Source organism: Parvibaculum lavamentivorans DS-1, from assembly GCF_000017565.1.
Classification (GTDB): Bacteria; Pseudomonadota; Alphaproteobacteria; order Parvibaculales; family Parvibaculaceae; genus Parvibaculum; species Parvibaculum lavamentivorans.
Map to the genome: position 1 here is coordinate 1,986,321 of NC_009719.1, position 20,710 is coordinate 2,007,030.

The 20,710-nt window shown below is 62.0% G+C and carries 16 protein-coding genes; all 16 read left to right on the forward strand.

Going from position 1 to position 20,710, the window contains the following annotated elements:
* Window positions 1-3: 3 nt before the first annotated feature.
* The 16 genes from PLAV_RS09300 (at window position 4) to PLAV_RS09375 (ending at window position 20,595) form a co-directional block, all read left to right on the forward strand.
* Window positions 4-423, forward strand: coding sequence for a ribbon-helix-helix domain-containing protein (locus tag PLAV_RS09300; RefSeq protein WP_012110744.1), 420 nt, complete (start codon window positions 4-6; stop codon window positions 421-423).
* On the forward strand, window positions 420-1,397 hold the full coding sequence (gene trbB / locus PLAV_RS09305; RefSeq protein ID WP_012110745.1) for a P-type conjugative transfer ATPase TrbB: 978 nt from the start codon (window positions 420-422) through the stop codon (window positions 1,395-1,397). Before PLAV_RS09300 ends, trbB begins: the two co-directional genes overlap by 4 nt.
* Window positions 1,398-1,471: 74 nt before the next feature.
* On the forward strand, window positions 1,472-1,738 hold the full coding sequence (locus PLAV_RS09310) for a TrbC/VirB2 family type IV secretion system protein (RefSeq protein WP_245545271.1): 267 nt from the start codon (window positions 1,472-1,474) through the stop codon (window positions 1,736-1,738).
* Entirely contained in the window at window positions 1,735-1,998 is a 264-nt protein-coding gene (locus PLAV_RS09315) for a VirB3 family type IV secretion system protein (RefSeq protein ID WP_012110747.1), read from the forward strand. Before PLAV_RS09310 ends, PLAV_RS09315 begins: the two co-directional genes overlap by 4 nt.
* Entirely contained in the window at window positions 1,992-4,418 is a 2,427-nt protein-coding gene (gene trbE, locus PLAV_RS09320) for a conjugal transfer protein TrbE (RefSeq protein WP_012110748.1), read from the forward strand. The genes PLAV_RS09315 and trbE overlap by 7 nt, the downstream gene beginning before the upstream one ends.
* 14 nt (window positions 4,419-4,432) lie before the next feature.
* A complete protein-coding gene (gene trbJ, locus PLAV_RS09325) occupies window positions 4,433-5,158 on the forward strand; it encodes a P-type conjugative transfer protein TrbJ (protein ID WP_012110749.1) in 726 nt (241 codons plus the stop codon).
* Between the two features lie 32 nt (window positions 5,159-5,190).
* Window positions 5,191-6,354: a P-type conjugative transfer protein TrbL gene (gene trbL, locus PLAV_RS09330; protein WP_012110750.1), complete on the forward strand. Its 1,164-nt coding sequence runs from the start codon at window positions 5,191-5,193 to the stop codon at window positions 6,352-6,354.
* Window positions 6,354-7,052 carry a conjugal transfer protein TrbF gene (trbF, locus tag PLAV_RS09335; protein ID WP_012110751.1) on the forward strand — a complete coding sequence of 233 codons (699 nt, stop codon included), beginning with the start codon at window positions 6,354-6,356 and terminating at the stop codon, window positions 7,050-7,052. Before trbL ends, trbF begins: the two co-directional genes overlap by 1 nt.
* A gap of 14 nt (window positions 7,053-7,066) precedes the next feature.
* On the forward strand, window positions 7,067-8,086 hold the full coding sequence (gene trbG / locus PLAV_RS09340; protein ID WP_012110752.1) for a P-type conjugative transfer protein TrbG: 1,020 nt from the start codon (window positions 7,067-7,069) through the stop codon (window positions 8,084-8,086).
* Window positions 8,087-8,095: 9 nt separating this feature from the next.
* Window positions 8,096-9,391, forward strand: a complete 1,296-nt coding sequence (locus PLAV_RS09345; protein ID WP_012110753.1) for a TraB/TrbI/VirB10 family type IV secretion system protein — start codon at window positions 8,096-8,098, stop codon at window positions 9,389-9,391.
* 5 nt (window positions 9,392-9,396) lie between these two features.
* On the forward strand, window positions 9,397-9,705 hold the full coding sequence (locus PLAV_RS09350) for a DUF2274 domain-containing protein (RefSeq protein ID WP_012110754.1): 309 nt from the start codon (window positions 9,397-9,399) through the stop codon (window positions 9,703-9,705).
* A 1-nt stretch (window position 9,706) separates the two neighbouring features.
* On the forward strand, window positions 9,707-10,018 hold the full coding sequence (locus PLAV_RS09355) for a DUF736 domain-containing protein (protein WP_012110755.1): 312 nt from the start codon (window positions 9,707-9,709) through the stop codon (window positions 10,016-10,018).
* A 565-nt stretch (window positions 10,019-10,583) separates the two neighbouring features.
* Window positions 10,584-11,216, forward strand: coding sequence for a DUF6088 family protein (locus tag PLAV_RS09360; protein ID WP_245545109.1), 633 nt, complete (start codon window positions 10,584-10,586; stop codon window positions 11,214-11,216).
* Window positions 11,213-12,298, forward strand: coding sequence for a nucleotidyl transferase AbiEii/AbiGii toxin family protein (locus tag PLAV_RS09365; RefSeq protein WP_012110757.1), 1,086 nt, complete (start codon window positions 11,213-11,215; stop codon window positions 12,296-12,298). Before PLAV_RS09360 ends, PLAV_RS09365 begins: the two co-directional genes overlap by 4 nt.
* A complete protein-coding gene (locus PLAV_RS09370; protein WP_012110758.1) occupies window positions 12,291-16,229 on the forward strand; it encodes a hypothetical protein in 3,939 nt (1,312 codons plus the stop codon). The genes PLAV_RS09365 and PLAV_RS09370 overlap by 8 nt, the downstream gene beginning before the upstream one ends.
* The gene (locus tag PLAV_RS09375) at window positions 16,216-20,595 is read left to right on the forward strand and encodes an NACHT domain-containing protein (protein WP_012110759.1); all 4,380 of its coding nucleotides are present in this window, start codon (window positions 16,216-16,218) and stop codon (window positions 20,593-20,595) included. The genes PLAV_RS09370 and PLAV_RS09375 overlap by 14 nt, the downstream gene beginning before the upstream one ends.
* Window positions 20,596-20,710: the final 115 nt, after the last annotated feature.

Here is a 20,710-nt window from a genome sequence, read left to right on the forward strand (position 1 = left end):
GCGATGAAGCCCCGCCATCATCTCTATCTCGACGATGCGCTCAGCGAAGAGCTCGAGAAACTCGCCGCGAAGCCCGGCTCATCCAAATCCGCCATCGTCAGCGATGCACTCCGCGCCTATCTCGCGCGCCGCGGCGCGAAGGAGCTCGACGATCTCTTCAAACTCCGGCTCGACCGGATGAGCGCGCAACTGAACCGCATCGAGCGCGACCTCGCGATCGTGATGGAGAGCCTGGGGCTCTTCGTCCGCTATCAACTGACCGTCACCGCGCCGCTGCCCGAGCCCGATCACGCGGCCCGCGCCGTCGGCCGCGACCGCTTCGAGGCCTTCATCGACCGGGTCGGCCGGCAACTTGCGGGCGGCAGGCGGGATCTGAGCGGCGACACGATCCTGCGCGGCGCCGACATGGAGGAGACGCCATGAGCGGTCCCGCCGAAGCGCAAGCGAGGGAACGGCGCCGTTCGATGCTCCGGACCGCCATGGGACCGGCGATCGCGGCGGCGCTCGCCGATCCCTCGGTCGTCGAGGTGATGGTCAATCCGGACGGGAGCCTCCGGCTTGACCGGCTGGGCGAGGGCAGGGTCGACACCGGCGTGCGCTTCGAGGCGGCCGAGGTCGAACGCGTGATCCGGCTTGTGGCCTCGCATGTTCGCACCGAAGTCCATGCCGGCAACCCGGTCGTGAGCGCTGAGCTTCCCGAAAGCGGCGAACGCTTCGAAGGCCTGCTGCCGCCCGTCGCGCCCGCACCCTGTTTCGCGATCCGCAAACCCGCCGCACGGATTCATACGCTGGAGGACTATATCGCCGACCGCATCCTCTCGCCCGAGCAGGCAAGCGCTTTACGCGATGCCGTCGCCGACCGGCGCAATCTTCTGATCGCGGGCGGTACGAGTTCGGGCAAGACGACGCTCGCGAACGCGCTGCTTGCCGAAATGGCGACGGCCGACGAGCGCATCATCCTGATCGAGGATACGCGCGAGTTGCAATGCGCGGCGCCCGATTGCGTGGCGCTCCGCACGAAGCCGGGCGTGGTCTCGCTGGCCGATCTCGTCCGCTCGACGCTTCGCCTCCGGCCCGACCGCATCATTGTCGGCGAAGTGAGAGGCGGTGAGGCACTCGACATGCTGAAGGCCTGGAACACAGGCCATCCGGGCGGCATCGCGACGCTGCATGCGAACTCCGCCCGCGCCGCCCTCTACCGGCTCGAACAGCTCGTCCAGGAGGCGAGCGCCGTCGTGCCGCGCCGTCTCATCGCCGAAGCGATCGATCTCGTCGCCTTCATCGAGGGAAGAGGGGCGGCCCGCCATGTCGGCTGCATCGCCCAAGTGACCGGCCTCGACACCAATGGCGACTATCTCGTCACTGAGACCACGAGCCCGCATCGCCCCTCTGTCTGACCTGAAAGGACTGCCTCATGCGCTTGCCCCATCGTCTCGTCCGAACCGGTGCGCTGTCCCTGTTCTTGAGCCTCATGTTTATCGGTGCCGCAGAGGCCGCCGGCACCGGCATGCCCTGGGAGCAGCCGTTGCAGCAGATCCTCGATTCCGTGCAAGGCCCGGTCGCGAAGATCGTCGCGGTGATCATCATCATCGTGACCGGGCTGACGCTCGCCTTCGGCGATACGGCGGGCGGCTTCCGGCGCCTGATCCAGATCGTTTTCGGCCTGTCGATCGCCTTTGCCGCTTCGAGTTTCTTTCTTTCCTTCTTCTCCTTCGGCGGCGGGGCGGTGATCGCATGAGCGCGCATCTCGAAGGCTTCGAAGTACCGCTCCACCGCGCTCTTGCCGAACCGATCCTGCTTGCCGGCGCGCCGCGCAGCGTCGCGATCCTGAACGGCACGGTGGCGGCTGCGCTCGGTCTCGGTCTTCAACTCTGGATCGCGGGCCTCGTCCTCTGGCTTGCCGGTCACACGCTCTGCGTCTTCGCGGCAAAGCGCGATCCGCAATTCGGGCAGGTGCTGGCGCGCCATCTTCGGCAGAAGGGATTTCTCTCATGCTGAACCTAACCGAGTACCGCCGCAAGCCGGACCGCCTCGCCGATCACTTGCCCTGGGCGGCACTCGTGGCGCCGGGCGTTGTCCTCAACAAGGATGGTGCGTTTCAGCGGACGTTGAGGTTTCGGGGCCCGGACCTCGAAAGCGCGACGGAGGCCGAACTGATCGGCGTTTCGGCCCGCTTCAACAATGTCGCGCGCCGCTTCGGCTCGGGCTGGGCGCTCTTTTTCGAGGCAGAGCGTTTCGCGGCGGCGGATTATCCCGACAGCGTCTTTCCCGACGCCGCTTCCTGGCTGGTCGATCGCGAGCGCCGCGCGGGCTTCGAGGGGGCGGGACATTTCGAGAGCGCCTGCCACCTCACCCTTTATTATATGCCGCCGGCGGATACGGTTTCGCGGGCCGAGCGGTGGCTCATCGAGAAGGAGAGGGCGGAGAGCGCCCGCGACTGGCGGGAGGATCTCGACGGCTTCATTGCCGAGACCGACCGGATCGCCGATCTCCTCAAGGGTTTCATGCCGGAGCTCCGTCCGCTCGACGATGCGGAGACGCTCACCTATCTCCACCGCGCCGTCTCCTCGAAGCGACACCTTATCGTGCCGCCCGAGACGCCGGTCTATCTCGACGCGGTGCTGGCCGACGAGGCCTTGAGTGGCGGCCTCGAGCCGATGCTGGGCGCGCGGCATCTGCGGACGCTGACGGTGCTCGGCTTCTCGAACCTGACAAGGCCCGGGCTGCTCGATGCGCTCAATCATCTGGCGCTCCCCTATCGCTGGATGACGCGCTTCATCGCGCTCGACAAGACCCTTGCAACGCGGGAACTCACCAAACTCCGCCGCCAATGGTTCGCGAAGCGGAAGTCGGTGACCGCGCTCCTGCGCGAGGTCATCTATAACGAACCGGCGCCGCTTCTCGACACGGATGCCGACAACAAGGTGGTCGATGCCGATCTCGCCCTGCAGGCGCTGGGTGGCGATCATGTGAGCTTCGGCTATCTGACGACGACGATCACCGTCGCCGACGAGGATGCCGAAGTCGCGGACGAGCATCGCCGTGCTGTCGAGCGCGCGGTCACCGGCGCCGGCTTCACCGTGATCCGCGAAAGCGTCAACGCGGTCGAAGCCTGGCTTGGCAGTCTGCCGGGTCACGTCTATGCCAATGTCCGGCAGCCGATCGTCCATACGCTCAATCTCGCCCATCTGATGCCCTTGTCGTCGGTCTGGGCCGGACCGGCGCGGAACGCGCATTTGGACGGTCCGGTCCTGCTCCATGCCGAAAGCGAAGGCGCAACGCCCTTCCGGTTTTCGACCCATATCGGCGATGTCGGCCATATGCTGATCGTCGGTCCGACCGGCGCCGGCAAGTCGGTGTTGCTGGCGCTGATGGCGATGCAGTTCCGGCGCTACGAAGGCGCGCAACTCTATCTCTTTGACAAGGGTTTCTCGGCGCGTGCCGCCATTCTCGCCATGGGCGGCGCCCATCATGCGCTGGGCTCGGGCGAGGGCGAGACCGCGCTCGCCTTCCAGCCGCTTGCCCGAATCGACGAAGCGGCGGAATGCGGCTGGGCGGCGGAATGGATCGGATCGCTTCTCACGCATGAGAAACTCGAGGTGACGCCGGAGGTGAAGGATGCCGTCTGGTCGGCGTTGAGGAGCCTCGCCTCCGCGCCGTGCGGTGAGCGGACGCTGACCGGCCTCTCCGTCCTGCTGCAATCGAACGCGCTCAAGGCAGCGCTCACGCCTTACACGCTGGAAGGTCCGTTCGGGCATTTGCTCGATGCGGCAGAAGACGGGCTCGCGCTTTCCGGCATCCAGTGTTTCGAGATGGAAGCACTGCTGCACGAGAAGGGCGCGGTGATGCCGGTTCTCACCTATCTCTTCCATCGCCTTGAGGAACGCTTCACCGGCGCGCCGACGCTTCTCATTCTCGATGAGGCCTGGGTCTATCTCGACGACCCGCTTTTCGCCTCCCGCATCCGTGAATGGTTGAAGACGCTTCGCAAGAAGAATGTCGCGGTCATCTTCGCGACGCAGTCGCTTGCCGATATCGCTGAGAGCGCCATCGCGCCCGCTATCATCGAGAGCTGTCCGCAGCGGATATTCCTCCCCAATGACCGCGCAATCGAACCGCAGGCGCGGGCGGCTTACGAGCGCTTCGGTCTCAACACGCGCCAGATCGAGCTGATCGCGGAAGCCATGCCGAAGCGGCACTACTATCTCCAATCCCGCCGCGGCAACCGGCTTTTCGAACTCGGGCTCGGTCCCGTGGCGTTCACCTTTTGCGGCGCGTCTTCTTCCGCCGACCGGAAACTCATCGGTCGTGTGTTGAATGAGACGGGGTCAGCGGGTTTCGCGAAGAGATTTCTCGCCGCGAAGGGCCTCGATTGGGCCGCCGATCTCATCGACATCCATACAGCGAAAACTTCTTAATCGGAGACATGCTCATGACATGCACGACACTGCGGGCAGTGCTGCTCGTTCTCTGCCTCTCGGCTGGTCTCGTAATGGCATGCCTACGTCCCGCCGCCGCCATGACCGTCTTCGATCCCACGAACTATGTGCAGAACCTGCTGCAGGCGGTGCGCGCGCTGGAGCAGATCGACAACCAGATCCGCTCCCTCCAGAACGAGGCCGTGATGCTCGAGAATATGGCGCGCAATCTGGAGCGTCTCGACCTCTCGACACTGGAGGGCATGGTCTCGGGCCTCACAAGGATCGGTCAGCTGATGGATCAGGCGCGCGGCATCGCCTTCACCATCGAGGCAACGCAAGCCGCGCTGGAGCAGAGCTATCCCGAGCGTTATGGCGCGGAGGTCACTCACGACGTGCTTCTCGCCGATGCCAAACAACGCTGGCGCGATGCCATGTCGGCCTACGGCGACACGATGCGCCTGCAGGCGGGCATCGCGCGCAATGTCGAGAGCGACCAGGCGGCGCTCGTCTCGCTGGTCGCCGCCTCGCAGGGCGCGGTCGGTGTGCTTCAGGCGCAGCAGGCGGCGAACCAGTTGCTCGCGCTCTCGACGAAACAGCAGCTTCAGATCCAGAGCCTGATGGCGGCGCAATACCGCGCCGAGGCGCTCGACGCAGCGCGCAAGGCCCAGGCCGAGGAACAGGCCCGCGCAAGCTTCGACCGCTTCATGGGCGAGGGCAAAGCCTACAGGGCACAGTGACAAACGAAGAGTGAGATTGGAGATACGAGGGCATGGACGATCTCGGCGTCATCGACCGCTTTATGGAAGCCTTCACGCAAGCAGTCGACAGCGGCTTCGGGCTATTGCAGGGCGATGTCGCCTTCCTGACCGCGATATTGATCGGTATCGACATCACGCTGGCCGGTCTCTTCTGGGCGATGGAGGAGGGCAATGTGCTCGGTCGCCTCCTGCGGAAGGTGCTCTATGTCGGCGTCTTCGCACTGATCCTGAATAATTTCGCAGGCCTCGCCGATATCATCTTCCGCTCCTTCGCAGGTCTCGGGCTTCGTGCGGCGGAGAACGAACTCACCGCCGACGATCTGCTCCGGCCGGGCTATCTCGCCGGCATCGGCTTCGAGGCGGCCTGGCCGCTTCTGCAGCAGGCAGGCTCGCTGATGGGCTTCACAAGTTTCTTCAACCATGCCGTCACCATCATCGTGCTGGTACTTGCCTGGACCGTCGTCATCGCCGCCTTTTTTATTCTCGCGGTACAACTCTTCATCACCATCATAGAGTTCAAGCTGACGACGCTGGCGGGCTTTGTACTGGTGCCCTTCGCGCTCTGGACCAAAACGGCGTTTCTGGCGGAGCGCGTGCTCGGCAATGTCGTCGCCTCGGGCGTCAAGGTGATGCTGCTCGCGGTCATCATCGGCATCGGTTCGGGCTTCTTCACCGATTTCGTGACGGCGCTTCAGGGCCGCGAGCCCAACCTCAACGACGCCATGGCACTGGTGCTCGCCTCGCTCGCCTTATTCGGTCTCGGTATCTTCGGGCCGGGCATCGCGGCGGGTCTCGTCTCCGGCGCGCCGCAGCTCGGCGCCGGCGCGGCGGTCGGCGCGACCGGCGGCGTCGCGGCTGGTGCGGCGCTTGCAGGCGGAGCCGCATTTGGCGCCGCGCGGATAGGGGGTGGTACCGGACTTTCGGCACTTCGGGCCGGCACCGGCATGAGCACCGCGACGGCAGGTGCATCGGCGATGGGGTCTGCGGCGGGCATGGCCGCATCATCCTCCGCCGGAATGTCTTCAAGCATGGCGGCGGGCACGCCCGACTGGGCGCGGCGTCTCCGCGCCGAGCAGCGCCGCCGCACCCATACCCAGACCGCGATTCAGGCGATCCGCGAAGGCGACCGGCCGGGCGCCGGCGCCAATCCTTCCTTCGATGATGGGAGGTCCTGATGCTCTTCAAGCGCGCTACCGAGCGATATGGCCGGACCCCCGAACCGGTCACGCCTTATCAGAAGGCGGCGCAGCTCTGGGACGAGCGGATCGGCGCGGCGCGCGTGCAGGCGCGGAACTGGCGGCTGATGGCCTTCGGCTCGCTTGCACTCAGCGCCGGGCTGTCGGCCGGCCTCTACTGGCAATCGCTGCAGTCCCACGTGATCCCTTACGTCGTCGAGATCGAGCGTTCGGGCGAGGTTCGCGCCGTGCGGCCCGCCGTCGAGAGCTACACGCCGGGTGACGCCCAGATCGCCTTTGTGCTGGCGCGCTTCATCTCGAGTGTCCGCTCGCTTTCCTCCGATCCGATCGTCCTGCGGAAGAACTGGCTGGAAGCCTACGACCACGCGACGGGCAGGGCGGCGACATTCCTCAACGAATTCGCGCGCGAGAGCGATCCTTTCAAATCGGTCGGCACGCGCAATGTGTCCGTCGAGGTGACGAGCGTCGTCCGCGTCTCGGAGCGCTCCTTCCAGGTCAAGTGGCGCGAGCGGCATTACGAGCGCGGCAGTCTCGCCGCGACGACACGCTGGACCGCGATCCTCACCACCGCCATTCGACCGCCGCGCGATGCCGAGACGCTCCGGAAAAACCCGCTCGGTCTTTATGTCGAAGCGCTCGACTGGTCGCGCGAACTCAACCCCGGTGAAGCCCCCTGACGAAGGAGATCCAGATGACCCCGATCCGTTCGTTCTTGATGGTAAGCATCTCGGCGCTTGTGTTAACCGCCTGCGCCGACAAGGTGCCGCCGCCCCAGATCCGCTATGACGCGGCCGATCTGCAACCGGCACAGCTCGAACCTCAGGCCCCGAAACCCGTCGAGATTGTTGCCATGCCCGAGCCTTTGCCGCTGCCGGGTCAGTTGCAGCCTCTCGATACGGCAAAACCGAAGCCCGACAAGCGGGTGCCGACGGAACGGGTCGACGCCGCCAACAAGGTGGCGCTGATCGAACCTATGCGGGATGGCTATATCAATGCGATCCAGGTCTATCCCTTCGCCGAAGGAGCGCTTTACCGGCTCTATGCGGCACCGGAGCGCGTCAGCGATATCGCGCTGCAGCCGGGTGAGGAACTCATCGCCGTCTCGGCCGGCGATACGGTGCGCTGGGTGATCGGCGACACAGTAAGTGGCAGCGGCGCCGGCAAACGTATTCATGTACTGGTGAAGCCTTTCGCCGCCGGGCTCGAGACCAATCTCGTCATCACCACCGATCGACGTGCCTACCATCTGGCGCTCGAAAGCACCGAGACGACGGCCATGGCCGCGCTCTCCTGGACCTATCCGCGGGACGAGCTGCTCGCCCTGCAGGCGCGGAATGCGAGGGCCGAAGCATCGTCTGCAATTGCGGGCGGCGTCGATCTCGCCGCGCTCCGCTTTCGCTACGAAATTACGGGCGACGATCCGCCCTGGCGGCCGCTCCGCGCCTTCGATGATGGCGCGAAAGTCTATATCGAGTTTCCGGCGCGGCTCGATCAGGGCGAGGCGCCGCCGCTTTTCGTCGTCGGCCCGTCGGGCGGCAGCGAACTCGTCAATTATCGCATGCGCGGCCACTACTACATTGTCGACCGGCTCTTCGCGGCGGCGGAACTGCGGCTCGGCGAGGCACCGCAACAGGTGGTACGCATCAGCCGCGCGGACAGGGTGGTGAACACGGGCGACAACCGCCCCGCGCGGCTGCGGCCGGGACGATAGGAGCGTGCCATGGCCGGTCCCGCTTCGCCTCAGGGTCAAACGCCCCCGCCCGGAAAAGTCGATCCCGAAACGCTGGCGCTGCGTGCAAAGCCGCGCCGCGTGACGCGCTTCCGGCGGAGCGTCGTCATCGGCGCCGCGGCGGCAGGCTCAGCAACGATCTTCGCGCTCGCCTTTCTGGCGCTGGAGGGCTCAAGCTTCCGTCTCATGGGACCGGATGGCTCGGAACTCTACCACCCGGAGCGGAAGGAGAGGGCGGAGGGACTGGCGGCGCTGCCCGAGAGCTATGACGAGATCCCGAAGCCTATCCCCGAACTCGGCGCACCGCTTCCCGGCGAGTTCGGCCGTCCCATCGTCAGGCAGGAAGCCGAACTCGGCATCGACAGCGGCGCCGGTCTCCGCCCAAACTTCGTGCCGAGCGCCGAAGAGAACGACGCCCGCGCCGAACGATTGCGGCTTGCGCAACAGGCGCGGCAGGCGGCGGAAGCCGGTGTGTTCTTTCAATTGAAGGGAAGCGGAAGCGGGAAGGGCAGTGCTTCACAATCGAGGATGTCAGACGCGGGAGACAGCACAGGCTTCCAAGCTGTTGCAGTCGACGAACGCCTCCATCTCGATCCGAAGCGCGACCTGTCCTCCGTAGCTTCAGCGGAGGGGGACCAGAACCATCAGCAGCGCAAGCTCGATTTCCTGAACCGGGGACCGGACCAAGACATCTATAACCGCCACGCACTGCGGGAACCGGTCTCGGCGCATCAGCTGATGGCCGGCAGCGTCATTGCTGCGAGCCTGATCACGGGGTTGAATTCCGATCTGCCGGGCCTTGTCGTCGCCCAGATCACAGAAAATATTTTCGACACGGTGAGCGGGAAAACTTTGCTTATTCCGCAAGGATCGAGGCTGATCGGCAGTTACGACAGTGTCGTCGCCTTTGGTCAGTCGCGGGCGCTGCTCGTCTGGCACCGCATCATCATGCCGGATGGGTCTTCGATCGTGATCGACAATCTGCCGGCAACGGATGCCGCCGGTTATGCCGGCGTCGCCGATAAGGTCGACTACCACACATGGGCGCTCGTCAAGGGCGTGGCGCTGGCGACACTTTTAAGTGTCGGCACCGAGCTTAGTTTCGGCAGCGAGGAGAGCGATCTCCTGCGCGCGATCCGCCAGTCGACGCAGCAGAACGTTTCGCAGGCCGGTCAGCGTCTCACCGAGAAGAACCTCAACATCCAGCCGACCATCACGGTGAGGCCCGGCTGGCCGATCCGCGTCATCGTGCAGAAGGACCTGATCCTGCGTCCCTATCGAGGATGACATCCATGCCCGACCTGAAACTCGGCAAACTGCCCGACCGCACGCCGGTCAAGATCACCTTCACCGCGCCGCCCGATCTCAACAAGGCGCTCCACGCTTATGCCGCGCTCTATCGCGAGACCTATGGCGAGGCGGAGTCGGTATCGGAGCTCATCCCCTACATGCTGCAGAGTTTTCTGGAGGCCGATCGCGGCTTTGCCAAGGCGCGGAAGGCGTTGCCGGAAGGAGAGGGCAAGGGATCTGGTATCGCTCAGCCGGGATCGGGAAGACGCGCACCTCGAACGCTGTTGCTGCCAACGGACAAGAAGGATTGAGATGTCTGTGATAGGGATGTTCACGCCCACGAAGGAGGGAGGCTGGTCCGGCACGATCCGAACCCTCACTATCGATGCGAAGCTGCGCTTCGTACCGAACGACAATCGCGACAGCGAGCGGGCGCCGGCCTTCAAGCTCTATGTCGGCCGCTCAGAGATCGGCGCCGCCTGGCGGGAGCGGAGCGGTGAGAAGGAGTATCTGAGTGTCCGGCTCGACGATCCGGTACTGGCGGCGCCCCTTCACGCGGCGCTCTTCCCGACGGAGGGGAATCGGGAGGCTCACCTCGTCTGGCGGCGGTGGGAAACGACTTGAAGAATGGCTCGGATGCGGTTCGAGCCGAATTTAAGATCGCTGGTCAGATGAGTATGAGCGTCGGCCAATACGGGATCAGTTCGGAAAGTTATGTTCGAATTTCCGCTCCTTGTGCGGACTCCTGGAAACAGTTGGCCCGCGAGAAAAAGCGACATCCGAGACACGTGGCCATTTCAAATGGGCAAATCGATATCTGTCCCCTGAGCGGTCGTGGCAGGGCTATCTCTGTCCCAACCTTCTGTGATGCAAATCCTTGGACTAGGGGTTCTGAGCTGTGAGGATATGTATCAATGATCCAGGTCACGCTCGCAACGAGAGGTCACCCACGCGCTCCTTAGGCACATGGAACCGGGCGGGAAGCTGGTCCATTTTGCGCAGAGATTCTCTTACTTGATGAGCTGTCCAAAAGTCTGAATGGCGGCCTAGTTAAAGCCAGTGTTTGAGGGAAGATTATAGCTATATTATGGCATACGTCCGAAATTTGCATACAGATTTCGGACGCACTCCTTGAAGGTTGTCCGAAAAAATACTACATATTTCGGACATGACGGACACTGCATCAGACTTGAAAACCGCGATCCTGAGGCGCATCGAAAGTGGTGCGCCAAGAGGGGTCTGGACGCCACGAGACTTCCTCGATCTTGGCGGGCGCGACGCCGTGGACAAGACACTGCAGCGACTGACACGCGCCGGAAATCTGCGGCGGGTCGATCGAGGGCTTTACGACAAGCCGTCGTTCAACACTCTCACACAGAAAAGCAATCCTCCCGACCCACGACAGGTGATTGAGGCTATCGCCCGGCGGGACCAGATCCGCGTACTCGTCGACGGTATGACCGCCGCCAATGATCTGGGGCTTACGAATGCAGTTCCTGCGAAGATCGTCGTGCACGCGGATGCGCGGCTCAAATCGGTCTCGCTTGGCCAGCTCGGAATCACATTCAAGCCAACCGCTGCAAGCAAGCTATATTGGGCGGGAAGGCCGGCCATGCGCATTGTTCAGGCGCTACATTGGCTACGGGACACCATGGGTCAGGTCGATGACGATGCAGTTCTTAAGCGCCGCCTGAACGCAATTCTTCAGAACCCAAAAGATGGACAGGCGCTCCGGGCTGACCTGTTGGCTGGCCTGTCGACGTTGCCGAGCTGGATGCAGAATCTGTTGCGGCCGATGTTGAAAGAACAGGCCGGCACATGATGAACTCTGCATTCGACCAGGTCATCGCAGCAGACGATGAGACACGGCTGGGTCTTTATACGACGACAGCCCAACGCCTCGGTACGACGCCCCAGAACGTCGAAAAGGACTTCTGGGTTTGCTGGACCCTTGATGCGCTCTTCAATGGATTAGCAGACCGGCCACGCTTGCTGTTCAAGGGCGGCACATCGCTCTCCAAAGGGCTTGGCCTGATCAAGCGTTTCTCGGAGGATATCGATGTCACTGTCTTCCGTGACGATCTGGGAGAAGCAGCCTCTATCACGGAACTAGAAGCTCTCAGCGGTAAGAAACGCGGCAAAGCTCTGGATGCGATCAAAGCAGCCTGCGAGGCTTACATCAATGGACCGTGCCTAACGGGGCTGTCCGCGATCATAGGCGAAACGGCCAAACGCAATGGGTTAAGCGCGGAACAGTTCCGAATTGAGCCCGACCCTGAAGACAGTCAGGCGCTCTATGTGCGTTATCCGACGGCAACGCCCGAAGATGCATATGTCGGCAAGGCTGTAAAGATCGAGTCCGGCGCGAAGTCGGCTCTCGATCCCAATTCGGATCGAGTCATCCGGCCGTATCTGGAAAGCGATATCCCAGATATCGACTTAGGTGTCGGTAACGTCACAACGGTCGATCCGGAACGGACCTTTTGGGACAAGGTCGTGATCCTGCATGGGCTTCGGCGCTGGTTCGATAATCGTGGGGAACTCAAAGGAAACGGTCAGCGGGTCTCGCGCCACTACTACGATTTACACCTACTGCTGGCTTCAGAAGCCGGGAAGAGGGCCTTGAAAGACCGCGAACTGGGCGCCGACTGCGTGGCCCATGCCCGCATGTTCTTCAATCGCCCAGCCTTCGATCTCGCGACGGCAACGCCACCCACATTCTCTCTTCGTCCCGAAGGCAAGATGCTCGACGACCTCAGCCGCGACTATCGCGCCATGTCGAGCATGATCTTCGGAGAAGCTCCGGCCTTTGAAGAGATTGTCGACGATATCATTGAACTTGAGACGGCTCTGAATGTTCCGGCGGAAGGAGCTGAAGAAAGCGACGGCCAGGAAGATGGCTAAGAAGACAAAAAGCCCGAAGCCGCGCCGTGATCCAAAGCCATCGTCCAAACCGGCCAAGGCTGCATCCAGGGCCGGATCCAATGCAGGCCGGGGCTTTCGTTACCAGGATGCCGTGTCCGCTTGGTTAGCGGTAGAAATATGGGCCGGTCAGCGAGCGCCCGCCATAGTGATTCCGGAAGGCGGTGACGATGTTGAGCTGCGTGGCGACGCAGAGAGCTTTGTCCAGATCAAGAGCCGACGTGAGCACCTTGGAGACTATACGGAAGGCGAGACCGTCGGGTATATAGAAGATCTGTGGAAACGGTCGCTTGGCTCGGCACCGCGGCCGGAGCGACTGGAACTCGTTCTTGAGCGGGAGGTGGCGGGCCTCGTCCCCTTCGAAGATCAACCGGCAGTCCGCTCAATCAAAGGCTCGATCAGCGCTAGGCTTTCAAAGCTCAGTGAGGCCTCCGACCTTCTTCCGAGAACGTCGATCACCGTGGCGACCTCACCGCAGGAATGGGCGATCAGCTTGATCGCAAATCGGCTGGGCTGCGCTCCGATCGCGGCCCAGATGTGCTTTGCCGATCTGCTTGTTCGCGTGGGTTCCTTGGCAGACGCCAATGGCAGGTTATCGCCGGAGAGTTATCGCGGCCTTTCGATCTCCGATACCGAAACGTCAATCCGCGATGTCTTGGCTGCTATCGATGTTGACGCGATCGAACAGGCCCTCAGGGAAGGCGTCTGCGAACCGGTCGATTTCCTCACACCGCTCAATGATCCGAACTTTTATCTTGGGGTCGATGTAGAACCCGGTCACCTCGCGGCGGGACTGGTATCCGAGCGGCCCCAAAGCAGATCAGCATTGGTGGAAGGTATTGAACAACGCCGGGCCGCGCTGATCGTCGGACCGTCAGGGGCCGGAAAATCTGCTTTGATGTGGGAGGTCGCCAACACGTTGAGCCATACGGTGCGGTGGTTTCGTATCCGTCGTCTGAGCGCGGCGGATATTCCTTCTCTGCGCCAGTTAGTCCGGACGTTCCGCGCTTCAGAAGACAGTCCCTTGGGCTTCGTCATGGATGATATCGGACGGAACGGGCCGGAAAGCTGGGGCGCCTTGCTCAAAGAAGCGATGTCCGTACCCGGCGTCGTACTGCTCGGTTCGGTCCGGGAAGAAGATGTAACGCTGATTGCCGAGCGCGCACGTGCAGCTGAAATACGCGCCGATCCCGATGATGAACTCGCAGAACGACTCTGGCGAGAACTGCGCGAAGCTGAAAAGACGAACTGGGCGGGTTGGCGCGAGCCGTGGAAGATGAGCGATGGCCTTCTTCTAGAATATGTCCATATCCTGACGCGCGGGCGAAGGATGCACGAACTCCTCGCTGATCAAGTCGCGGCCAGAATTTCAGATCCGAAGCGTTCCCTTGAACTGGATATTCTGCGATCCGGCGCTTGGGCAGGCGCAGCGAATGCTGAAGTCGATGCATCGCGATTGGCACGCGCTCTCTCGGTCAGTGACGCCGATCTGTCACGCGCCTTACAACGCCTCATCCAGGAACATCTGGTTCGTTCACCTGCGCCGGGCGCAGTCACCGGCCTACACCAGCTTCGATCCGAAGAATTGCTGCAGCTCGCGCACCAAACAACGTTGCCGACCCTCGAAACGAGTTTCGAACGGACGATTGCAAGTGTGCCCGCCGCCGATCTCGAGCCGTTGGTCGCGGACACGCTATCTGCGCGGCGCTTGCCTGTTCCAGCGGTGCTCAATGGCTTGATTGCCTGCTTGGAGGACGAACAGGATGCGCGGGCGTTGGCTTCAGCGCTTCGGGGCCTCGGTTCGGGCCTCATTTCTTCGGGCGTGGACGAATGGCTGGACACTCCCGAAGCGCGTGTGTTGCCGCGAACGCAAGTCACGAACGCCGCAATGTTCGGGGTCGCCGGTACTAGCCTGAGTAGTCTCACCATCATCCCGGAGGTCCAGGCCGCGGCGGATCGACTTTCGCAGATCAAAGGTTCGCCGGAAGATGACCCTCGCCGCCTGTTGATGGAGCGCATGTCGCTCTCTGTCCTGTCGGCCCTGATCGAGACAGCGGATTTGGTGAGCTTAGATGAGATTCTCGCAGCGTTGATCGGAATGCCATTGCCAGCCGCGGTGCGGACCAGTCTCATGCAGGCTCCAGAAGGCCTCTTGTATGCCAATCTCGATCTTTTGGGCTCTCTGATGGGCACCTTGTCCGCCCTGGATCGTGAGATTGCCAGTCATTGGGTAGCGGAGGTCGGGCAAGAGACGCTGTTCGCACGGGTTCAAGCAGAGACGGCTTGGGCCGGGCCTGTAACAATCGAAGATGCCGATGATGGAGTGATCGTCCGTTGCGATCTTTGGTACGTTGCCGGCTCTGTACAGAAAAATCCGCACGACGCGGTTGTTAGTTTGTGCGAGCGGATATTGGCACTGTGTCCGTCGGCTGACATTGCGGTGTCCAACGCTATTACCGCAAGTGGCGAATTGGCAGGCCTTGCCCAGTTGCCGCTCGGGACAAAGCGGATTCCCCGAGAGAATCTTCCTCCACCGTCGGTTCCTCAATGGAACCGGCGCTGGCGGGATCTGATCTCCCGCCGCGTCGCCGCTCCGAGCTATAGCGATTATCTTGCAAGAGGCGTGGCCATTCTCGAGGCCCTTGTGCCGACGTTGGAGAAGGTCTTCGACGCGTATTTTCGAGGAAAGGATGCACTCGGTAGCCTCGCCGACAGGCTGAATTCACTCAACGCGGATACTGAAGCGCTGACACCTCCTGCTGTTTCGTCATTGGAAGCGTCGGGCGCGGGAGGCGGAGAGGCTAGTACAGCCGTCACCAAGTTTCAGAACCTCCTGCACAGCGCAAGCGTCAATCTCGTCAAGAGGTTCGCGATACTGCCGGACCAAGCTGGCGCATACATTGCTTGGTTGACCGATCTCATCGCCGATGTCGACACTGCAATTGCCGAAGAGCCTTGGCAGCTCATCGCCGACGGTCCCTCGCCAATGCTTATCCGACTCAAGACGCTCTTGGAGGCGTTGCGACTTCTGGCTGGAGAAGCCCACGAAAGGAAGCAAGCGCCAGCGGTAACTTGGGCGGCACGCGGCAAAGGCGCGCGAGTAGGCAACTCAGTTCGGCTCGTATCCCTCTCTGCCAAAGCTGCCGGCGAAACACGACTAGCTCAGCGAAAGGCAGAAATTGAGCGCCTGGCAGAGGAAGCCGGGGTCGTCGCACAGTTTCATCTTCGCGTTAACGCCAAGGGTATTTTCCCGTGGCCGCCAGCAGATGTTCTCGCGCTAATACCTGCGCCCGACATTGCAGATGCGGTGGTCACGCTCGCTGAACAAGCCGAACTCGTGCGGTCATTGGTGGGCTCGTCTGTCCACCTGACAATCATGCCTTACATTGCGGATGTCGCGTTCCCGGCGCTCGCGAAGTCTGGTTACCGGACCCTCCTTCCCGACGTGGAAGGGGCTGCCGTCTGGGCGGAACAACTCGGATTGCCACAGGCCCCAACTGCTATGGCAAGCATATTTGGGGAGGTGCTGAGCCTTGCTAGCGAACTTGGAGCAATGGATCAAAAATGGCTCGGCAATGAGACTCGTCCTGAAGAAGAGATCGCTGCCCGTCGGAGCTTGGAGGCCGCCTTCGCCAGAAAGCACGAAGAACTGATCCGACGCCTCGATGCCTTTGATCCAGCTCTGCGATCGGATGTGTCTGAATTGATCGAGCATCTGCGAACTGGGGAGATCGATTTTGCTGCTGACGCGCAGGCTGCGATTGGCGGATCTTCAAGCAATTTCGCCGAGGCAGCGGGGTATCTGTCTCTGCTTTTGATTTCAGCCGAGACCGGCAATATGTCCACCGGCGGACAAAATATAGAACATGTACACGCGACCAAATTTGAGCAGACCGCCGATGACCAAGAGTAAAAACAGGGACGATTTCTCTCAGGCGACCAAGAATCGCCTAGCAAAGCAAGCCCGGTATCATTGTAGCAATCCAAGTTGCAGGAAGCTGACGTCAGCGCCGACCAGCGATGGCTCAAAGGAAGTGAATATCGGAGTTGCCGCTCATATCTGTGCTGCAGCCCCCGGAGTTGGTGCGCGCCGCTATCGCGCCGATATGACCCCAGAGCAACGGAAATCGCATGAGAATGGGATTTGGCTTTGCCAGGACTGTGCAAAGGCGATTGATTCAGATGATCCCATTTTTACCGAGGCGTTTCTGCATACCTGGAAGCAGAAGCACTCTGAGGACATGTGGCGCAGCATTATCGACAAGCTTGCCTTCGGTCCGACCATGCCGCCGACGTTTTCGGAAATCAGTGCACGCTTTCAAAAAGCTGCCGCTGCGGACTTGGCCGTGTTCCGTCGAACACCCAAATGGCCGGGCACGAACGTAGCGCTCACGCTGACGTTAAAGGTGAAGCACGTGGACGAGGCGCTCAGCACGCGCGCGCTTGCCAACGCCGTGACCACGCTGGATGACCTTATCCTTGTCGCGGCACCCGGAATGGGAAAGACGACAACCCTCTTTCAGGTCGCCGATGGTCTGTTGGAAATCGGCAACGGCACGCCACTCATCGTACCGCTGGGAGATTGGGCCACCGAAGGCGGAGCGCTGCTCGCATCCATTCTCAAACGACCTGCGTTCAACGGAATTTCAGAGCAGGATTTCCGCGCCGTCGCCACGAAACCCGGCGTCGTGCTACTTCTTGACGGTTGGAACGAACTGGATGCCGCCGCACGCGAACGCGCGCGCGTGCAAATCACTGCTCTCAAGGCTGAATTGCCGGAGCTCGGTCTTGTCATTTCCACGCGCAAACAGGCCCTCGACATTCCGTTCGGCGGGACGCGGGTCGATTTACTGCCGCTTGACGACGAGCAGCAAATGGAGATCGCGCGCGGCATGCGGGGCGAGGCTGGCGTACAACTCGTCGATCAGGCGTGGCGGACAGCGGGTGTCCGGGATCTTGTGACCATCCCACTCTACCTCACGGCACTTCTTTCGCTGCCAGAGGGCGCGCCTTTTCCGACAACAAAGGAAGAAGTGCTACGACGCTTCATTGCCGCACACGAGCAGGAAGCCCGCCGTGCGGCGGCGCTTCATGCCGTGGCCCTCGGCTTCCAGCAGGACTATTTGGATGGCCTCGCCGTGTTCGCCACGACAACGGCCAACACGGCGATCACGGACAGCAACGCGCGCAAATCGGTCGCTGAGACCGCGCGGGTCTTGGTGGACGACGGACAAATCACCATCTCCACACAACCCGACACGTTGCTCGACACGCTTGTCAGCAATCATGTTCTGACGCGCTCCGGCGACATGCCGGGCTACTCATTCCAGCACCAGCAATTTCAGGAATGGTACGCCTCGCACTACGTCGAGCGACTGATGCTACAGGCCGTTAGCGATCCAGCAGCACGCGAGAATCTGAAGGTAGACGTGCTCGATCAGCGCCCGTGGGAAGAAGCAGTCCTGTTCGCTGTCGAACGAAGCGCGCGCGGCGACGCCGTACATAAGGCCGCATGCAGTGCCGCCATCCGCGCGGCCTTTGAAGTCGATCCTGTCCTCGCGGGCGAGATGATCTTCCGCGCCACCGACGAGGTATGGGCACCGATCGGCACCGAAATGCGGAACCTCGCCGAGCAGTGGCACGCGCCAGGCAAGGTGGATCGCGCGGTGCGTTTCATGGTCGCGTCCGGCAGGCCGGAATTCGGCGATCTTCTTTGGCCGCTTATTTCGCACGCGAACACCCAAGTGCACTTGTCCGCTCTCCGGGCGGCGAAGCGATTTCGCCCATCCGTGCTTGGGAACGACGCGCCGGTGCGCATCGCAGCGCTGCCACCGGAAATCCGCAAGAACGTACTGCATGAAATTGCATCGCATGGCGGAATCGACGGCCTCGACCTTGCGACCGCAATCGCGAAGACTGACGGCGACCCGGACGTGAAGGCGACAGTGGTCGATGCGCTTTCATTTCGGCGAGCGGATCGCCACGTCGCCGACTTGCTCGCTGACGCCGGCGACGCGACCTACGACATCCTCGCCGAAAAGGGTCACCTCGACGATATTGCAGTCGATGCCGTCCAGCGGGAACTCCAGCGCGCGCGTGAGCGGCGCAAAGCTTTTGGCACTTCGCACTTCCAGCGCCTGCGCACGCTCGTCTACGCGCCGGAGGGAGATGATCGCGATGCCGAGGTCGCTGAGATTGTTGCTGAAATGGAGATCGACCGGAAGCGCGATGGCGAATTCCACCTTTTGTATGAAGTGCGAAAACGCTATCCGCATGCTCTCGCTAAGGGGTTGCTGCGTCGCGTGCGCGAGCACCGAAATCTCTTCTACGGCGCGGACAATATTCTTGCCGCCGCCGGGTTTTCCCTTGAGGACGACAAGCTGCTCGGAATTTCCCTCGAAGAGACAAACCGCCACGACGACCGCGCTGAAGCTGCCGCCTCAGTGCTAGGACCAATCGCTGTCGGACGGCTGATCGACGCGTATCTTGCCGCTGGGAAAGTCGTGCGCGACGCCAGCGGGAAATACGATCAGTCTGCGGGTGATCGCTATCACGGTCTGCGAGACCGTATCGGCCACACGCCGGGCGCAAGTTTGGTGGCTGCCGTTCAGGCGCGGGCGGCAGATGCCGATAATGAGGAAATCGTCCAACTGGCCGAGCTGTTTTCCCGCGAGACCAACGGTGACGAAGAACGGGCGCGACCCTTTAGCGAAGAAGGCTTGGCTGCAATCGGTGTGCTCGCGCGCAAATGGGCTGAGCGTATGCTCGCCGCTGGGGATGAGAAGCGCTGGCGAGTGGCTACCATTGCAACGATGATGAGCCACGCACCGTCCGTCGCACATCTTCCACTCTTGAAAAGCATGCTTGACGACAATTTACGTCGTTATCGGGCTTTCCGCGAAGAAGCGACTGCCAGCGGCTGGAAGGATCGCGACGCGGTCCACGAAGCACAGCATCCGCACATGCACGAGTACCAACGTGCGTTCTTGGCAATCAATGCGTCGGAGACCGCTGCGCTGATGCGCCAATACCTGACGGATGAGCATTTTGGCGAGCTGGCGGCGTGTGTGCTGGCTGCCCAGTGGGTTGAGGCAAACGAACCCAAGGACGACAAAAAGTTCCTCATCGGCGTAGACTTCTCGCGCGTGGAAGCGCGCCGGGACGCCCGCGCCGCCGATCCCGCCGCGACATCGATCGAGGCGGAGGCGATCTTCGGCGCAATCGAGACCTTGATTGTCGATGGTTCGTCAGATGCGCAAGTGAAGCTGGCGGTCGCGCTCGGCATTGTAGGAGCACGGCTCCCCCACGGCCAGCGTGACGCGACGATCCAGAAGCTCATTTCTCTCGCGCCGAGGCAGGCGCGCGCAGGCTTGTTGTTGTCGCTGGTCCTCTCTGGCGAGGACATCGACATCAAGCTCGTGGCCGACGGCATAGCTGAGACCTTTGAGGCGGCCGAGAAGGAGACTTGGATTCTGACACAAAGCGACGCGTATCAGCTACGCGATTGGTTGCGCCTTTTGCCGTTTGCCACGCCTGTCACCGATCTGCCCGCCATCGTGCGCGGCATGCCGGATGCTCAGCGCCATCCACGAATACTCGAAGAGATGGTCCGCGGACTCGGCAGTTCGTCCTCGGACGACGCAGAAGATGTGATTTTCACGCTCGCAGAAGATGATCCGCGTCTCTACCAGAACCATGGGTGGCGCGCGACCGCGTTGAGGTTCGGCACCGTATCCGCCGCGCGCCGCCTTGTTGACTTGACGATCAGCGGCGCGCTCGACAACAAGTCACACGACGGGTGGCGTTGGCAACGTGAGTTGGGTGGTTTGATTTCGGAGTTCTCCGAGGTCCGCGCCTATGTCCATGACCTCCTGAAGAATGGGCCGACAACGAAGCAGCTTGCCTTGCTAGCTAGCGCAGTTGCCGAAGACCCTGACACGGACGGCGTATTGATGCTGATCGATTTTGAGATGAAAACCGGACGTTCGTTCACGACGTGGCAGTCGATCCAAAGCGCTGTCACGGAGCACGTCCCGGCAGAGAACTGGGAAGGTGCGTACAATGTCGTGCCCGTCCCGGCGGTCGAGCTGCGCCGGAAGCTGCTGGCGATGACGGGCAGCGGCGGCAAGGATGACCCCGCCGCCCGCTTTCTCAACCTCATAGACAAGCTCCGGGACGAGTACGGCGCTCCAGAATCGGAACCACGCCATCCCGATCTTGCGTCGGGTCGCCCTTGGCCGATCTTGACCCCAGATCCCGATGCAGAGGACGGAAACTGATTCGGCAAGCGAACGATCCGGGCGAAATTTCGGCCCGAAAGTAAGCGCGTGACTGCATCCAGCTCTCCTATCGCAAAGCCGCTAGTCCGGTCATACCGAGCAGAAGCGAAGCACG